The 17263-nt window shown below is 57.8% G+C and carries 14 protein-coding genes; 4 read left to right on the plus strand and 10 right to left on the minus strand.

What is annotated here, in order from left to right:
- Nucleotides 1-122: 122 nt before the first annotated feature.
- The gene (rarD, locus tag CA51_RS02020; RefSeq protein WP_231745942.1) at nt 123-1064 is read left to right on the plus strand and encodes an EamA family transporter RarD; all 942 of its coding nucleotides are present in this window, start codon (nt 123-125) and stop codon (nt 1062-1064) included.
- Between the two features lie 87 nt (nt 1065-1151).
- On the opposite strand, the gene CA51_RS02025 is transcribed toward rarD, so the two are convergent.
- From CA51_RS02025 to CA51_RS02055, 7 genes are all read right to left on the minus strand, one after another.
- Nucleotides 1152-1892 carry a class I SAM-dependent methyltransferase gene (locus CA51_RS02025; protein ID WP_145117465.1) on the minus strand — a complete coding sequence of 247 codons (741 nt, stop codon included), beginning with the start codon at nt 1890-1892 and terminating at the stop codon, nt 1152-1154.
- A 155-nt stretch (nt 1893-2047) separates the two neighbouring features.
- Nucleotides 2048-3130 (minus strand): PepSY domain-containing protein, encoded by a 1083-nt coding sequence (locus CA51_RS02030; RefSeq protein WP_145117466.1) that lies wholly within the window; start codon nt 3128-3130, stop codon nt 2048-2050.
- Nucleotides 3131-3457: 327 nt separating this feature from the next.
- The gene (locus tag CA51_RS02035; protein WP_145117467.1) at nt 3458-4258 is read right to left on the minus strand and encodes an NYN domain-containing protein; all 801 of its coding nucleotides are present in this window, start codon (nt 4256-4258) and stop codon (nt 3458-3460) included.
- Nucleotides 4259-4516: 258 nt separating this feature from the next.
- Complete coding sequence (locus tag CA51_RS02040; RefSeq protein WP_145117468.1) at nt 4517-6070, minus strand: 2-isopropylmalate synthase; 1554 nt, start codon at nt 6068-6070, stop codon at nt 4517-4519.
- A 916-nt stretch (nt 6071-6986) separates the two neighbouring features.
- A complete protein-coding gene (locus tag CA51_RS02045; protein WP_231745943.1) occupies nt 6987-7214 on the minus strand; it encodes an addiction module protein in 228 nt (75 codons plus the stop codon).
- A gap of 275 nt (nt 7215-7489) precedes the next feature.
- A complete protein-coding gene (locus CA51_RS02050) occupies nt 7490-8374 on the minus strand; it encodes an IS3 family transposase (protein ID WP_145117470.1) in 885 nt (294 codons plus the stop codon).
- Nucleotides 8371-8676 carry a transposase gene (locus CA51_RS02055; protein WP_145117213.1) on the minus strand — a complete coding sequence of 102 codons (306 nt, stop codon included), beginning with the start codon at nt 8674-8676 and terminating at the stop codon, nt 8371-8373. Before CA51_RS02055 ends, CA51_RS02050 begins: the two co-directional genes overlap by 4 nt.
- A 1062-nt stretch (nt 8677-9738) precedes the next feature.
- Here CA51_RS02055 and CA51_RS02060 point away from each other — a divergent pair.
- Together CA51_RS02060 and CA51_RS02065 are read left to right on the plus strand one after the other, a co-directional pair.
- The gene (locus tag CA51_RS02060) at nt 9739-10974 is read left to right on the plus strand and encodes a VWA domain-containing protein (RefSeq protein WP_145117471.1); all 1236 of its coding nucleotides are present in this window, start codon (nt 9739-9741) and stop codon (nt 10972-10974) included.
- A gap of 568 nt (nt 10975-11542) precedes the next feature.
- Nucleotides 11543-12547, plus strand: coding sequence for a phosphotransferase (locus tag CA51_RS02065; protein ID WP_231745944.1), 1005 nt, complete (start codon nt 11543-11545; stop codon nt 12545-12547).
- A 168-nt stretch (nt 12548-12715) separates the two neighbouring features.
- On the opposite strand, the gene CA51_RS02070 is transcribed toward CA51_RS02065, so the two are convergent.
- Nucleotides 12716-12961: a hypothetical protein gene (locus CA51_RS02070; RefSeq protein WP_145117472.1), complete on the minus strand. Its 246-nt coding sequence runs from the start codon at nt 12959-12961 to the stop codon at nt 12716-12718.
- Nucleotides 12962-13160: 199 nt separating this feature from the next.
- A complete protein-coding gene (locus tag CA51_RS02075; protein ID WP_197451518.1) occupies nt 13161-14072 on the minus strand; it encodes a tetratricopeptide repeat protein in 912 nt (303 codons plus the stop codon).
- A 344-nt stretch (nt 14073-14416) separates the two neighbouring features.
- On the opposite strand from CA51_RS02075, the gene CA51_RS02080 reads away from it, so the two are divergent.
- A complete protein-coding gene (locus CA51_RS02080; RefSeq protein WP_145117474.1) occupies nt 14417-14848 on the plus strand; it encodes a hypothetical protein in 432 nt (143 codons plus the stop codon).
- Nucleotides 14849-14964: 116 nt separating this feature from the next.
- On the opposite strand, the gene ppk1 is transcribed toward CA51_RS02080, so the two are convergent.
- The gene (gene ppk1, locus CA51_RS02085) at nt 14965-17079 is read right to left on the minus strand and encodes a polyphosphate kinase 1 (protein ID WP_145117475.1); all 2115 of its coding nucleotides are present in this window, start codon (nt 17077-17079) and stop codon (nt 14965-14967) included.
- Nucleotides 17080-17263 lie beyond the last annotated feature (184 nt).

The following is a 17263-nucleotide window of genomic DNA, read 5'->3' on the forward strand; positions in this document are numbered from 1 at the left end:
GCTAGATGGTGTCCGTTGTCACTGAACCTATCGCCCGATAGGTTGTCTCAAGCGGTGGGTTGGCGATCGACACCGATCAATCGAGAGTGACGGGAAAAGGGACTACGGAAAAGGAAAACGGGTTGAACGAGCAGCAGGGTGAAGAGTGCGATTTGTCGACGCGTCACGAGCGGATCGGTGCGATGTGCGCTGTTGGTGCACATATGATGTGGGGCTTTTTTCCGCTCTACTGGCACCTGCTCGATTACGTTCCCTCGGCCACGCTGACGGCGTACCGGGTGATTTGGTCGTTCCTGTTGTTGATGACGCTATCGATCGCGATGCCTCAGCTGCGTCGTGCTCTGCTGCAGCTACGCGAGCCGCGGAAACTGGCGATCTACGCGGCGACAGCGACGATGATCGGGATCAACTGGGGTGCGTTCATGTACGCAGTTGGCAGCGGCCAAGTGCTGCAGGCCTCTCTGGGCTACTACATCAATCCGCTGCTGAACGTGTTGCTTGGAGTCGTCGTGTTGGGCGAACGCTTGAAGCCATTTCAGTGGATCGCCGTCGGATTTGCCGCGATTGGCGTTGCCGTGATGGTGATGATGGGCTCGGGGATGCCGTGGATCGCGTTGGCGATGGCCTCCGCTTTTGCAATCTATGGTCTGCTGAAGAAGAAGGCGACGCTGCCGCCGTTGGAAGGATTGTCGATCGAGACGGGGCTGCTGTTTCCCGCCGCGTTGGCGTTCCTGTTGCTGCAATCGCCCGATCCGGGCGCACAGCCTTACTCTCCGGTCACCTGGTTGCTGTTGATCATCGGCGGAGCGCTCACGATCGCACCGCTGGCTCTGTTTGCGACCGCAGCCAAGCGCGTCACGCTGACAACGATTGGGATCTTGCAATACGTGGGGCCGACGTTGCAGTGGTTTGTCGGCGTCGTGTTGTTAGGCGAAGCGTTTGGCGGCAGCAAACTGATCGGTTTTCTGTTCGTCTGGACCGGCGTGACCGTCTTCATCGTCGGCGGCCTGCAGATGCAGAGCCGAGCGACGCGGCAAGCCCGCCAAGTCGCGCTGGCCGAATAGAACGATGGTCGCCTTTCGCTCCGCGAAAGTGCGGTCGGCGTGCGCACTTTCGCGGAGCGAAAGGCGACCAACCGAAGACGTCGCTTCTTACTTGCGAGGCTTGGTGAATCGCAGCAGGTAGTTTTCTTCGAACGCATCGACTTCGACTTCATCGGTGAACTGGAAGCCGGCCGCGATGACTTCGCTTTGGAAGACCTCTTTTCCAGCCCGCACATGGCCGAGGATGAACTCGCGCGATTTGCCTGGAATGCGGTCGAAGTCGATCAGGATCAATCGCCCGCCGGGCTTTAATGCACGGTAGATCGACGCCAGCGATTGCATCGGCTTTTCAAAGTGATGGTAGGTATCGCAGATGAATACCAGGTCGACCGATTCGGAAGGCAAGCGGATCGAAACGTCGGTGCCAAGCACGGGCGTTAGGTTTTCGATCCCATCGGCTGTCGCTCGCGAGGCGATGTGCTGCAGGAAGCTTGGTGCGATGTCGACGCTGTAGACCCATCCGTCCCAACCGGTCGTCTTGGCAAACAACTGGCTGTAGAAACCGGTCCCCGCTCCGACGTCGGCGATCCTTTCGCCCGGTTTGATCGCACACGCTTCGAGCACAGCTTTTCGCCCGGCGTAGACCTCGCGGCTTTCGACTTCGAAGCGATCCAGCCATTCGCTGACGTTGAGTTCGGGATCCTTGAAGTTGTCGTTGATCCCAGCGGGCAGCGGAATCGTGGCGGGAGCTTCGGTTGCCGTCTGTTGGGCTTCCAGTCGTGCCGACGTTTGGACCGAGAGGGCAAACAATGCTGCTAGCGAGATGTGAAGGAAGGATCGGTGAGTCATCGGTTCTCTCATTCCTCTTGGGCTGTAAAGTTGACTGCTGTTTTGTTTACTCGTCTGCAGGCATCCGCTGGCCTGCGGTTGGGGCTGGCGCCTATTGTAACAAGGGCATTGCGACTTCGTTCTGCTCGAGATTGACCAGAGTGCTCAGCCACGAGTCAGTTCGATTGGTTTGACGCCTTGGTGTCGGTTGCCTTTTCTGCTGGGATCTTCTTCGGCGGCCCGGTGCTGGTCATTTGATCGTGCATGCCCAGGCCGACGAAGGTTGCGAATAAGATGCTTGTCGCAAGCAGGCCCATCCCCAACCATCGCGTTCGTTTGATCTGCCACCACATCAACAAACCCGAACAGCCCCAGAAGACCATCGAGACGAACATCACATCGACCAGCAGCGCCCACAGCCAACGGATCTCCACGACCGGCGTGTAGATTCGTCCCAGGTGCATGCGTTGCAAGAAGGCTTTTTTGGTCAGTTGCGGGCGGTCGTCCTCGCGAACACTGTTGACGCTGCCGTCGGCCAAGTTGTAGCTGACGATGCAGGGAATGCCGTCGGCTTCAGCCGAAAAGACGACGCTCAGTTTTCGATACCCGAGGCTGGCCCGGTTCGATGGCAGCCCCAATTGATCGAGCACTTCGGGGATCTGGCGTTGGATGTCGGCAGAAACATTGGGCTCGATCTCGACTCGATAGACCTCTGCCAACGGATCGGATTTATCATCTGCCGCGTCGTCAGCTTCGGCGTCGACAAGCGTCGTGCGAACTTCGCCGTCGCCGGTGACGGGATTGACGGCCAATTGATGTTTGGCGGTGGGAGTGTTGACGTTGTATTCCAGGTGTCCGCTGAACAGCGGTCGCCGGTCGTCGGTGATGCGCAGCTCGGGGCCCTGCGATTCGGACGTTAGAAGGTTGATTTGTTCGACGACCGCAATCGCTGTCTGCTGCGCCGATGTCAGGTCGGTCAGCAGCCCGGCGTCGAGATCCGCCGCGTGGTAGGTGGTGACTTCGTCGGCGGTGAACATCCGCGGGTGATTGAACATCCATCCGCTGAACCCGTACATCAGCACCCAGGGGAACATGAAGATACCCGAATAGAGATGGATCCGCCGCAGCAGCATCACCGTCGATCGGCCCAGCTTTTCAGCTCGCGTCTTCTTTTTAGGTAGCCGTCGCGCCGATTCGCCGTTTGCGTTATCGAGATCGTCGGGCGAATTGGGAGTGGCGGATTCGGTCGAGCTCGACATGGCAGGCGTTGAGGATTGGGGAGGTGAATCGCGGCCAACGCGATCGCGCGGTGGATCGCAGTTACGCTGGGCGGATGCATTGTAGAGTGGGAGGTTCGCCGCAGGGTGCGCGGTCGATTAGATCGTTGCTGCAATCTGAGCAAGCAACAAGGGGGCAATCGAGTCGGCAGCAACTGCTATACGTGGGGCAGGGCAGGGGGGGCTTTTATTGTCCGGACTCGCCTCTTCATTCGACCTGCGATAGATCGCGACCGGCGGATGCTGCAGTTGCTGCTAACTGCACATCTTAAAAAAGGCGGAAGCCTCGGATCTCGCCGAGTGTGTTCCTTATTCATCCCAGAGGTCGTCGGTGTAGCCTTCGGGGAAGGGGTTGTAGTTCTCTTGCTGCAGTTTGCGTTTGCTGAGGTCGTCCGGTTTCGTTGCAGGCTGCTTCTTTTTGCTCCGCGGCGGCGCTGGCTTCTTGAGTGGCTTGGGCTGCGATTTTTGTTTGGTTGCTTTTTTAGCTGGCTTTGCTTTGGGCTGGGGCAGGGCAGGGGGGCATGGTTTGGGAATTGGCGAGGGTTCTTCGGCGAGCGAGCTGAGTTCGTCTTGGATCGCGTCGGCATTAAACCGATCCAGCCAGCGGGCCAGTTGTTCGTCGGTCAGTGGGCTGTCGGGCTTGTGCGATTTGCCTCGCTTGGCCTGTCGATTGCCACGGCCTTGTTTGTTTTTCTTCGCACCGGTAGTGACTTGGCCAGCGAGCAGTCGTTCGTACCAGATGTCCGCGTCGACCGATTTCCCGCCGCGGCGATCGATCGCTTTTTGAAGCCGATGGTCCGACGAGACGACAGTCAATTGCTTGGGGTGCGAACTCTTTGCGATCAAGTCTTCGATCAAGTCGTCCGCTTCAGGATGGTCGACGGCATAGAAGATTTGGATTCCGCTGGAGTCGACCTGGTGGGCGTCGATCTGTTTTCCCGAGTGACGGTCGAAGACGATCGTCGTTTGGGGAAGGTCTTGCGGTTCCAAATAGGCAGCGATCGTATCGATCAATCGCTGCCGCGCCCGTTCCAACCATGCCGCTCCATGACCGGTTCCCATCAGGTCGGATTGGTGCAGCAGGTTGTATCCATCGATTAACAGACGCATAGATATCTACAGTGGCATTGGGAATCAAAGCCGTGTTGTCCTGCCGCGGCTGTCAACGGTCGCATCTATCCTGTTACTAGCACGAAGCGCCAGCGAGTGATGGATCTGTTACTAGCACGAAGCGCGAGCGAGTGTTGAATCTCCTGAATCTGTTACTAGCCCGAAACACCCGCGAGTGTTGGATCTCCACTCGCTTGCGCTTCGTGCTAGTATTGCTAGGCGAAAGGCGACTCGCCATTCACCGTTTTGGCATCCGCGTCAGGAGGCGTTTTCGGTCTCCGCTGCGATCCGATTGACGGCGTTGAGCATCGCCAGGATCGTCGCTTCGACCGTGTCGGTGCTGACGCCGATCCCGCGATAGGTCTTGCCGTTATATTCGATCTCCAGCGTCGTTTCGCCTTGCGCGTCGCGACCCAGCGTGGCGCTGTGGACTTGGAAATCCTTGCACATGACTTTCATGCCGGTGATCTGTTCGACGGCCCAGAAGGCGGCGTCGATCGGTCCGTCCCCTTGGTTGACCTCGGCCGAATGTTCTTCGTCGCCGCGGCGAAGCGTCAACTTCACGGTCGGCGTGCTGGTCCGCGAGTTGCGAACTTCGTAATCGACAAGCGACCACTGGGCTTGGTTGTTGCCGGAGATCTGTTGTTGAATCAACGCAGTGATATCGCCGTCGTAGATCTCCTTTTTCTTGTCGGCCAACGCCTTGAAGCGTTCGAAGACGACTTGCAATTGTTCGCCGGTCAATTGGAAACCCAGCTGGCGAGCGCGATCGGCAAGCGCCGCCCGGCCGCTGTGCTTGCCCAGCACGAGGTCGGTCTTGGCAAATCCGACATCTTCGGGGCGGATGATCTCGTACGTGGTCGGTTCTTTTAACATCCCGTCTTGGTGGATCCCCGATTCGTGAGCGAAGGCGTTGCGGCCGACGATCGCTTTGTTGCGTTGGACCGACATTCCGGTCGTGCTGCTGACCAATCGGCTGGCCGGGACCAGACGCTGAGTGTTGATTCGCGTGTCGACTTTGTAGAAGTCGGATCGGGTGCGGAGCGCCATCACGACTTCTTCCAACGAACAGTTGCCGGCCCGTTCGCCGATCCCGTTGATCGTGCATTCGACTTGCCCGGCACCCGCTTGAACTCCAGCCAAGCTGTTGGCGACCGCCATCCCCAAGTCGTCGTGGCAGTGGACGCTGATGACGGCTTTGTCGATGTTGGGCACGCGGTCGATCAACATCTTAATCCGAGCATGGAATTCAGTCGGAGTGGTGTAGCCGACGGTGTCGGGGATGTTGATCGTTGTCGCTCCGGCGGTGATCGCCGCTTCGACGACGCGGCACAAGAAATCGGGCTCGGTCCGAGCGGCATCTTCCGGCGAGAATTCGACGTCGTCGCAGACGTTGGCAGCACGCGTGACGCCCGCGATCGCTCGTTCGACGATCTCGTCGGTCGTCATCTTCAATTTGAACTGGCGATGGATCGCGCTGGTCGCCAAGAAGACGTGGATCCGCGGCTGTGGGGCTCCTTTGAGTGCTTCCCAGGCGCGGTCGATATCCTTTTCGGCACAGCGAGCGAGCCCGCAGATCGTGGCGCCGCGAACGGTTTGTGCGATCTCGCGGACGGCTTCGAAGTCGCCAGGCGACGCGATCGGAAAACCGGCTTCGATCACGTCGACGCCCAATTCGACCAGCATCTGCGCGACTTCCAGTTTCTCATTCAGATTCATGCTTGCGCCGGGCGATTGTTCGCCGTCGCGAAGCGTCGTGTCGAAGATCTTGATGTGGCGTGTTTCGGTCGATTCGTTATCGTTGACTGGCATGGAAAAGGTCCTGGAAATGCTGAGTCGGATTCATCCAATAAAAAAACCCCGTGGCTCATCGACGAGCCACGGGGTTTGGTGATTTGTTACGTTCGCGGTTTTGCGAATCCAATCGTTCCCCTAGCACTCGCCCTTGGCAGCGCGTCGCAAGTATAGCGATAGGAGGTGCAGTTGGATGGTCATTTAGAAGACGTCGCAAAAAAGGTGGAACGGGAGGCCGCTTCGATTATTGACTAGGCAAGCCCCGCGGTCAAGACAGCAGCAGGGCAGGGCGGGTTCGCGCTTTGAAGAATTAATACAACACGCATTACCACGCGGGCGTCGCGGCTCCCCCAGCCATCGCTCTGCGGTCCACTTCGTTCTGGGGATCGTCTCGCTGGCTGTGGGAACGATGGCAGAATGATTGCTGGCAGAATGAGAAAAGCGGGGGGAGCGAGCGTTGTTCGTCGCGGAAGCTGCAGCGCCAATAGACTTCGCCTCGTGCGATTGGCTATTTTGCTCCCATCATCCTGCCGAAGTTTTGTTCCGCCCCGTCATCGTGTGTCGATACCAAATACGACAGGAGACGCAACCGTCTCGTTCTGCGGAGCACCTGCTGGGCAGAGAATGATTCGCAGGTGCATTTGCAAGGGTCGTTAGGTCACCGGTCAGTCCAGTAGTCGGGAGGCCGCGATCCGTGGGCAACAGCGATCACCACAATGTCGGCTCCATCCGTTCGGAAGATAATTCGAAACGGGAATCGCCGCAGCAAAAAGTAGCGATGGCGAGAGTTGCACTTTGGAAACCGCTCGGGGGCATCTGCGATAACGCCCGATCGAATTCTGTATCGAAATCGTTTGCCGTTTCAATGCTTCGTTCGGCGTACCATTTCAGGGACTCCGTGTAGTCGTCCTCTGCCGCCGAACAGATCGTGACGTTAGCCATCCAGGCCGGCCTTGCGTCGTGCGCGCTGGCGCACTTCAGCCCATGGTGTGCTGGTCGTTTCACCCGCGTCGTAAGCGTCGCTGCGTCGATTGGCCTCGGTAATCCATTGCGAATCGGGGGGCACCCAGTCAAGTGGAGAAACGCTGTCCCAAAGGTTTGCGATCAATTGGGCACGATCCGAAGCAGGCAACGACTGCGCGGCGGTCAAGATTTCGTTCATGTTGGTCATAAACGTCAGTGTACCAGTTCGCCCGCAATAAGACACTAAAAGCGACAGTTCCCACAACTACTTCGTTCAGTGGTGGACTGCTTGGCCGGATAAAGATTTCGCGATGGCGAGGCGCGTTGGTCGCGACAGGTGCGTAGCAGAACGGACTTGCCCCAACGCTGCTGATCATTTTGCCCGCGTCGTTGGCTCGTTCTGCGGTTTGGCGGGATGGCAGGATGCTTGCTGGCAGTGCGATAGACCACGACTGACGGACACTCCAAGGGGCGTCAAAGGGCTAAGGATTGCTCGTGGTCGACTTCGAACTGGTTGGGAGTTCGGTAGCCAAGGGTTTGATGAATTCGCGTGGAGTTGTAAAACGTTTCGATGTATTCAAATACGCTGGTGCGGGCATCGTTGATATCGGCAAATGATTCAAATTTAGTCCACTCATGTTTCAGGGACCAAAAGAATCGTTCCATCACGGCGTTGTCGTAACAACATCCAGTGCGGCTCATCGAGCAGGTGATGCCGAGAGTCTTCAGCGTACGTTGATACTCGCTGCTGGTGTACTGGCATCCACGATCGCTGTGGTGAAGCAGGTTCGCTGTGTCAGGCCGTCGATTTGCGATCGCTTGCCTCAACGCATCTTCGACCAGAGGCGTTGCGAGGCTTTCGGAAATCGACCATCCAACCACTTTGCGGCTAAACAGATCGAGCACAACAGCAAGATAGATCCAGCCGTTGGCCGATGGCAAATAGGTGATGTCGGTTACCCATTTGCGGTTCGGCCCTTCCGCCTCGAAAACCTGGTCGAGTAGATTCGGTGCGGGGACTTTGGTTGGATCGGCGACCGTGGTCGTTGGAGTGAAACGCTTGTGGACCTTGCTTTTTAGGCCCATTTCACGCATCGCCTTGGCCACCGTATTGCGACTTGCCGACTCGAGCTGCGCGTCGGCCTGCATCAGTTCGGCGACCTTGTAGCTTCCGTAGATCTGCTTCGAACTGGCGTGCACCCGCTGAACATCCGCGCGAATCTTATTCGTTCTTTGCTTGCGTGCACTTGGCTCACGCACGCACCAGGCGTAATAGCCACTTCTGCTGACAAGCATCACTCGGCACATGGTCTGAATTGGAAACGAGTCGCGATGTTGTTTGATCCAGGCGTACTTCATTTCGACTCCTTCGCAAAATACGCCGTGGCTTTTTTTAATATGTCTCGTTCCATTTCGGCCTGCAGCAGCGCCTTCTTCAGGCGACGGTTCTCGGCAATCAGCGCATCGTTGCTTGAGCCGACTGAAGCGGGGATCGCACTGGCGTCAAACTTCTTGATCCAATCGCGGATGCTCCTCGGAGCCACCGCAACTGCATCGGCGGCCTGTTTGATCGTGTAGCCCTTCTTCGTAACGAGCTCCACGGCACTGCGTTTAAATTCGTCCGAATGCACACGTCGCGGCTGTCTAGGATTCTCTGGCATTATTTTCTCCTGGGAAGATTCTGAGTAATCCTTGGAGTGTCCGCCAGTCGTGGTCTATCGCACAGAATGATAGAGGCGTGGATGGCGAGGGGGGTGCGTAGCAGAACGGACTTCACCCAATGTTGCTGCTCATTTTGCCCCCATCATTCTGCCAACACTTCTATGTTCAGCTTTGTGTCACAACGACACTCGTTGCGACACACCGTGGGGTTACTTCGTTCTGCGGTTCGGCGGGATGGCAGGATGCTTGCTGGCAGAATGATAGAGGCGTGGATGGCGAGGGGGGGCGCGGCCGGCGCGTAGCAGAACGGACTTCGCTCAACGCAGCTCATCCTGCCCCCATTATTCTGCTAACACTTCTATGTTCTGCTTTGCGTCGCAACGACACTCGTTGCGAACGGCCGCGAGGTTACTTCGTTCTGCGGTTCGACGGGATGCCAGGATGATTGCTGGCAGAATGATAGAGGCGTGGATGGCGAGGGGGCCGTGGCAGGTGTATAGCAGAACGGACTTCGCCCAACGATGCTGCTCATTCTGCCCCCCCCATCGTTCTGCCAAAACTTTTCCGATGTGCGACGCGGCGAATGGCAATGCGTGGCGTCGCTGCGATTGGGGCAGGGCAGGGCGGTTTGAGATCGCGCGGGTGTGGGCGAGCGATTTGGATGCGAGCTACCGCGAGTAGCCGAGGCCTTTGACGAACGAGAGCATCTCTTCGAACGTGATTTAACAGAGGCGGTCTCGAGTATCGTGACGGCCGATCGTTGTCGAAGCGGTCGCCAACGCTTTGGAGATTGTTAGCTCAACGAGAATTCGAAACCTGAGGTTCTGCTGCGAAAGTTGCCGGAGGCTTTGTGGGTCTCTACAGGCTTAGCGGAATCCGATTTGAAGTCGTTTTCCACCAGCGGGTTCCGCCTGCCTTTGAGGTCTCGTCCGTTGCTCGTTTTACCTTTCTGTCCCATTTTGCCTTTCCTATCGAAGGTGCAGCGTTTTCTTGCTTTTGGGGACACCGACCTGTAGGTTTTACTGTATCCGAAACACCTTTTCCTCTGGGGGATTGTTCCGATGCGGCCCGTTAAGATTCTATCGATCGTGTTTTGCGTCTTGTTAGGATCTCTGTCGCAGGCAGCAACTCCGCCCGATCTTTTTAAGCATCTCAGTAACAAACGCGAACCGATCCGGCTGAGGGCCATCGCCATGCTGCGAGCCGATCCAACAGCGATCGGGGCCAACCTTGATGTTCTTTGCCGTGCCATTTCGCAGCACGAAGCGAAACCGCCCGCCGACCCGTCTTTAGTGCCCAGCAGCACCCTGCATCTGATCGATTTGGTTGGTAGTGTTAACCAAACGCAAGCGACCGACGAGCTTGTTCGTTTGCTGGAATCCCCAAGAAAGGAAATTGTAATGGCCGCCGCCGATGCGATTGGCCGCTACTCGTTCCACGACGGTGCACTGCCGACGTTGATAGAGCAAGTTCAGCGTCCCGAGTTCAAGGCAAGTTATGGATTTCGAGTGAGCGTTTTGCGTGCGGTATCGAAGATTTCAAGTCCAGCTGCGGTAGAGGTTTTGACCGAGCAGGCACAAGTGTTAACAGGGCAGTTGGGGTTTGAAATCAATGAGTACCTGGACACCTTAACTGTCGCGGATTTTGGTGGGGATGAAGTCAAATTTGAAGCGTGGAAGCAAGTGCGTGCTGGGCCAAGAAAGCCGCGTTTGCAGTTATTCGACCATGATCCCTATCGGCGGATCAAGCTAGCCCCGGCACAATTCTATGGCCTTGATATCCATGCCGACCGGATGCTGTTTATCATCGATCGCTCTGGCAGTATGGCCGAAAATTACAAAGGGGCTTCTCGGCTAAGCCGTGTCGTCGCCGAGCTGAGTCGAACGTTGGAAGCATTGCCTGAAACCTCGATGTTTTCAATCATCTCATATTCGGACAAGGCCAAGGTTTGGCAGCAACAGCTTGTCCCGGCAACCGCAGAGCACAAGCGAAGTGCAATAGGATTTTTAGCGAGGATGTACTCGGTAGGATTAACCAATACGCACGAAGCGTTGACAACTGCGCTGTTTATGAATCAGGATGTCGAAGCCATTTATTTACTGTCCGACGGAGCGCCGACCACCGGTAGGATCGTCGTTCCGGCGATGATTTTGGAGGACATCACGTTTCGAAATACATTTCGAAACATCACGATCAACACCATTGGAATTACTGTGACGGGTAGAGCTCGGGCATTTATGGAGCAGCTTGCCGAACAAAATGGTGGTCAGTACAAATTGGTAGATACCCAGCGCTAAACTTTGCGGCAGCGAGGTTTCACGCTTTAGCGCCCGAAGTGAGCTCCGGCGAACCGAAAGCCGAGCAAGCGACATTCGTTTGCTGGGGTTTGGGTTGCGGTGGAGCCTTTCGGCGAATTCAGCGGCGCTTGAATCGGCTGAAGCCTCGACTCCAGCGCGCATTTGGGGCAGGGGAGGGCGGTTTGAAATCGCCCGGGTTGTGGGGGAGCGGTTGGGCGCGAGCTGTCGCAAGTAGCCGAGGCCTTTGACGGCCGAGAGCATCTCTTCAGAGGTGATGGGCAACATTTTGTGGGGGTCCCCTTCTTCCTCCCCGCACTTCGTGCCACGTTCCATCAACGATGGTAGCGGCAGACAGCGCAGCGGCGATCTGCTGGTAGCGTTTGAGAGCGTCTCGAAGCGATATCGGTCGATCCGGCCGGAAAAGTTCGGTACAGTGGGCTCGGCGTTCGGCTTCCTCTCGCTTCCTCGTAGGGAGTCATGTTTGTTGCTCCTTATGAAAGAATGCAGCGAAGTTGGAACGTTGGAAGACCGTCACGCGACCTCATTGCAACGCGAAGATTTTTGAACCGTGGTAGACACGCTCTCCAACATCGTCCGGCGAATGACCGGCGCACAATCCGTTCAGCTTGGTGAACCGATCCAGAGCCTCTGGAGTGGCTACGGTGTGATTCAGCGTGCTCTCTTGCGAGGACTCCAGGACGACGGATCGGGCGAGCCAACTCCCGTGGTCATCAAACACATCGATGTCTCTAGGGCACGCTCTAACCGTCGAGGCTGGGGAGGCGACGCGTCGCACTTGCGGAAAGTCCGTTCCTACGGAGTCGAGCAGGTGTTCTACGAGAAGTACTCGGGGCAATGCGGACCATCCTGCCAGGTCCCCGGCCTTGTTGCAGCTCACCAGAAAGCAAACGAAGCCGGCTGGGTGATTGTGCTCACCGATCTCGACGCTCAAGGTTTCGATCGCCGCAAAAACGCTCTCGACCAGCATGGACTCCGCGACTGTCTGACTTGGCTGGCAAGCTTCCACGCTACGTTCCTGGGAAGCTCGGCGAGCGGCTTGTGGCCAATTGGCACCTACTGGCACTTGGACACACGCCCCGACGAACTCAACGCCTTGCCGGCCGGCCCCCTGAAGTCGTCGGCACCGGAGATCGATCGCCATTTAAATGCTGCAAGGTTCCAGACGTTGGTTCACGGGGATGCCAAAGTTGCGAACTTCTGCTTTTCTGACAGAGACAGTGGCCGCGTAGCTGCGGTGGACTTTCAATATGTCGGTCGCGGCTGCGGCATGAAGGACGTCGCCTATCTGGTCAGCAGTTGCTTGAGCGCAGACGACGCGGCATCCCAGGAGGCTGCGCTCCTGAATGTCTATTTCGATTCGTTACGGGATGCCATCGCCGTCCGCCACATCGAAGTAGATGTCGCGGAACTGGAACGCGAATGGCGTGCGTTGTACCGGTTCGCCTGGGCCGATTTCTACCGTTTTCTTGCGGGCTGGTCTCCGGAGCATTGGAAGCTGAACGCCTACAGCGATCGCATTACGCAGTCGGTCATCCAGCAACTGGGCCATTAGCTGACCGCCTGCCGCATTCGAGGCTTCCACGTTTTCTGCTGCCAAAGTCTCCTCGTCCTGCGACGCGGCATGACGAACGTGAATGCGCGGTGTCGCCGCGACTGGAGATTGGGGCAGGGCAGGGCGGTTTGAAACCGCCCGGGTGTGAGAGAGCGCGTGGGACGCGAGCTATCGCGAGTAGCCGAGGCCTTTGACGACCGAGAGCATCTCTTCAAACGTGATGTAGCGGCGGCGGTGCTGCAGTTTGTAGCTGTCGATCGCCAGCGCCAATTCTTTGGCTTCATCCGATAGGCCGTCGTGCGAGCTGACGAACTGGCGGCGCTCGGAAACCGAAGCATTTGGGTTTGGTGCGCTGCGACGGTCGACAAAGGTGTTGGTTGGTCCTGCCGGCGGGCTGAGGGTCGTTGACTGCATGGGGCCCCTTTCGATTGTAACGAGCAATCTGGTTCTGCCGTCCAAAACGCAATAAGCGTGCCTTGAGCCCGGTGGGGACTTCGGCAGCGTTCTGAGGGACGGTCACACAAGAACACAAGCAACAATACCTCACGATTGAAGACCTGGCAAAATTGGTGGCGGTTTTGCCCGCAGATCAGCCGCGGTGGTTCGCCTTCTATCAACGTTCCTGCGTCAGGTCGTCGTTGGCGGTGTCAGCGGCCAGTCGGGCTTGAGCTTGTTGAATGTTCTGCGCCAGCGAGAGGCTTTCGGCGTCGTCGGGAGCTAGTTGCAGGGCGTTGCGGATCGCGTGGCTCGCCGCGGCGAATCGGCGACTGGCAAGCTCCGTCTTGGCCAATTCGTGATAGACCTCTCGGCCGCTCATTCCCAACGCGATCGCTCGTTGCAGATGTTGGGCACCGCTGTCGGGATGTCCCAGTTCCCGCATCGCAATCCCTCGCATCATTTCCAGTTGTGCCGCTTGTTCGGTTGGGATGGTCGATTCTTCCAATTGGTCGACTGTCGCCAGCAGGCGATCGTGCCGCTGTTGTCGGCTGTAGATGTCGGCGATCGCTAACCGGACTTGCGGGGATTGGCGGTCGAGAGAGATCGCGCGGTGGTAGGAGGCCAAGGCGGCTTCCAGTTTCTCTTGGCGGACGAGGATATCGCCATGCAGTGCCCAGGCGGTTGCCATGTCGCGAGTCGATTCGAGGACGTGTGCGACTTGGGTTGCCGCGTCGTCGACGCGATCTTCTTCCAAGTACATGTTGCCGAGTCGGACGCGCAGTTCCGGCGCACCGGCCGACAGACGGACTGCTTGTTCCAGATGACTGATCGCTTCGGCGTGCTGCCCCTTCTGCCACAGGACTTCGCTGTAGCCCCAGTAGGCACGGTCGTCGGAACGACTCAGTTCCAGCGCCGCTTCGAACAGCTTTTCCGCTTCCTCCCAGCGATTCTGGTGGATCGCGGCGAGTCCCTCACGCGACATCCGCCGGGCTTCGATCGATTGCCGGCTGTCGACAGTGCGGCGGATCGCCCGGCAACCGGGAGCGAGGCCCAGGCAGACGAAGATCAGGAGGATGGCAGTTTTCAACCGCATGTGCAGTCTGGATAAGTGTCGGGATTCGCGGGGCGATGGTTCGATAGGTTGCTGTGCCACACGCGTCGCGCGGTGGGAATCATTGGGGTTCATAACAAAGCGAGGCTAGGAGGAGCAAGGTCTGCTGGCTGGAGCGATGATCCGCTGGCGCGAAAAGCCGCCGCTAGCAAAGCGGTTTGATTTGCAGCGGTTGTCACCGTTACGATTCGCGGCCGACTGAGCTAATATGAACGCTTTATTGTGTTCTCAGCTAAGGGTTGCGCGATCGAGGCGTACCCGAGCAATAACGACATCCAGACCGATGGTCTGCCACAGCGATAGAAGGCGAGCTAGAAAAAGTGCCGAAAAAATGTGACTTCTTGGGGACTGAGTTGATGTACCCCGACAATTGGGAATTAACCGGGCCGGTCGACGATGGCGACAGCGAGGGTTATGTCGTCGAGAGCCCCACGGGGATGTTCTTCTCGTTGAACCGATATGCGGGGCGCAGCGACCATGAAAACATCTTGAAGCAGGCCTGCCAGGCGATGGACGCCGAATACGATGAGGTGGAGTCGGAGGTGTATAAGTCCGAGGGAGCGTTTCCGGAGGAGGTTGGGGTGGAGTTGCAGTTCTATTGCAACAGCCTGGTGATCACGTCGCGGATGCTGGCGATGCAGTATCAAGACGACGTGCTGCTGGTGCAGATGCAGGCGGAAAACCGCGACTTCGATCAGAACGAACTCGTCTTCGCAGCGATGCTGAAGACGGTCCGCGACGGCCTGGCCTAGTCCGCGGGCGTGGTGGATGGTCGCCTTTCGCTCCGCGAAAGTGCGCTAGCGTCTACCTGCGAGGGGGACGCACTTTCGCGGAGCGAAAGGCGACCATCGTTTGGGCGGTTCTTGTGCTACTTCGGTTCGGCTTGGTGCGTTTCGAAGTGTGTCCGCCGCACGTGTTCCGCCTTTTTGACTTCGGCAACGACCGTGTTGTATAGGACTTCTTGAGCCCGGAAACGCTTGCCTTTGGTCGGCGTTTTGCGTGTGTAGACGCCATCGGGTCCCAGTTGCCAAGCGTTGACGTTGTCCTGGAAATAGGTGTCCAGCGACTGCAGCAGCTTCTGCCGGCAGGCGGTATCTTGCACCGGGACAAACAGTTCGACGCGGCGGTCGAGGTTGCGAGGCATCCAGTCGGCGCTGCTGATGAAGACAGCTTCGTCGCCGCCGTGGTGGAAGTAGGCGATTCGCGCGTGTTCGAGGAAGCGATCGATGATGCTGGTGACCTCGATGTTTTCGCTGAGCCCCGGGACGCCCGGCTTCAGGCAGCAGATGCCGCGAATGTTCAGTTTAATCTTCACGCCCGCTTGGCTGGCGCGATACAGGGCATCGATGATCGTGTTGTCGACCAGCGCGTTCATCTTCGCCACGATCACCGCGCGTTGGCCTTGAGCGCGGCGGCGAGTTTCGTTTTCGATCAGTGATAAGACGCGCGTTCGCAAGCTGGTCGGGGCCATCGACAATTGATGGAACTGCTGCGGCTGGCTGGCTCCGATCACTGAATTGAAGAAGTTGGTCGCGTCGGCGCCGAATTCTTCGTTGCAGGTCATCATGCTGACGTCGCCGTAGAGAGCGGCTGTTGCTTCGTTGTAGTTCCCCGTGCCGAAGTGAACGTAGCGGGCGATGCCTTGCGTTTCGCGGCGGACGACGATGCAGATCTTGGCGTGCGTCTTGAGGCCGCGGACGCCGTAGACGACTTGCACGCCGGAGGCTTCCATTTCGCGAGCCCATTCGATGTTGCGAGCTTCATCGAAACGGGCCTTCAGTTCGACGATCGCGGTGACGTATTTGCCTCGCTCCGCCGCTCGCATCAATGCCGCAACGATCGGGCTGTTGCGGCTGGTTCGGTACAGCACCTGTTTGATCGCCAGCACGTCGGGATCCTCCGCTGCCTCCTGGATCAACCGGACGACGGGGTCAAATTGTTCGTAGGGGTGCAGCAGCAACAGGTCGCGTTGGGCGATGTTGTCGAACATCGATTCGGCGGGATCGATCTCGGGGGAATGCTGTGGAGCCCAGTGCGGATCGCGGAGCGCCGAAAATCCTTTCAGCCCAGCCAGTTGGAACAGGTAGGTCAGGTCCAGTGGGCCGCGCATCGACGTGATGTTTTGATCGCACAGATCCATCTTGTCGCTCAAGAACTGCAGCATCTCTTCGCTCACGCGCTCGTCGATTTCCAGACGAACGCAGCCCGAGGTGCGGCGACTCTCCAGCAGTTCTTCCATCCCGACCATCAGGTCGCGGGCGGAGTCTTCTTGGATCGCGATGTCGGCGTTGCGAGTGACGCGAAACGCGATGCACTCGGCGACTTCACGCCCGTTGAAGAACTCATCGATGTGGTGAGCGACGACATCTTCCAGCAGGGCGTAGGCGTAGCCCCCTTCGGTCGGCAGCGTGACCACGCGTCCCACGGCTCGGCCCAGTGGAATGATCGCATAGTCCCAAGGCGTCTCTTCGGTCAGGCCTTTCAAGCGAACGCACAGCTGGATGGTCAGCACTTGGACCAGCGGGAATTCCCCGCTGCTGACGATCTGTGGCGAGAGGACCGGTTGGATCAAGGTTTGGAAAACCGAGCGGACCGTCTTTTGATGTTGTTCTCCCGCCTCACTCATCGTGACCCGTGCGATGCCGTGAGCCTGCAGCGTCGGTTCGATGTCTTCCAGCAGGATCCGGTACTGGTCGTCGACCATTTTGCGATAGCGCGTGCGGATCGCGGACAACTGTTCCGCGGTGCTCCGCCCCGACGGGTCGGTGAACGATTCGGGGCGCCGGCTTTGCAGGATCAGCCCGCCAACGCGGACCATAAAAAACTCGTCCAGATTGGAACTGGTGATCGCCAGGAATTTCAGCCGTTCCAGGGCGGGATTGTTCTCATCATCGGCGTGATCCAACACGCGTTGGTTGAATTCAAGCCAACTGAGTTCGCGGTTGAAGAAGCGATTTTCTGGCAACGGTTCCGGTTTATTCACGGCGCATCAGGGGAATGAACGAGAGCGGATACAGTAAGCATGTTGGGGCAGGGTAGGGGGCCAGCCCGGTTGGATCAATCGCAGCTTGTCATTGCCCCAACTCTAATAAACTCTAGCGTTGTCGAATCGAAGATACGATCACCCCTGGCCAGATTTCATCGTGGCAGCGGACCGATTTTTGATC

Source organism: Rosistilla oblonga, assembly GCF_007751715.1.
Taxonomy (GTDB): domain Bacteria; phylum Planctomycetota; class Planctomycetia; order Pirellulales; family Pirellulaceae; genus Rosistilla; species Rosistilla oblonga.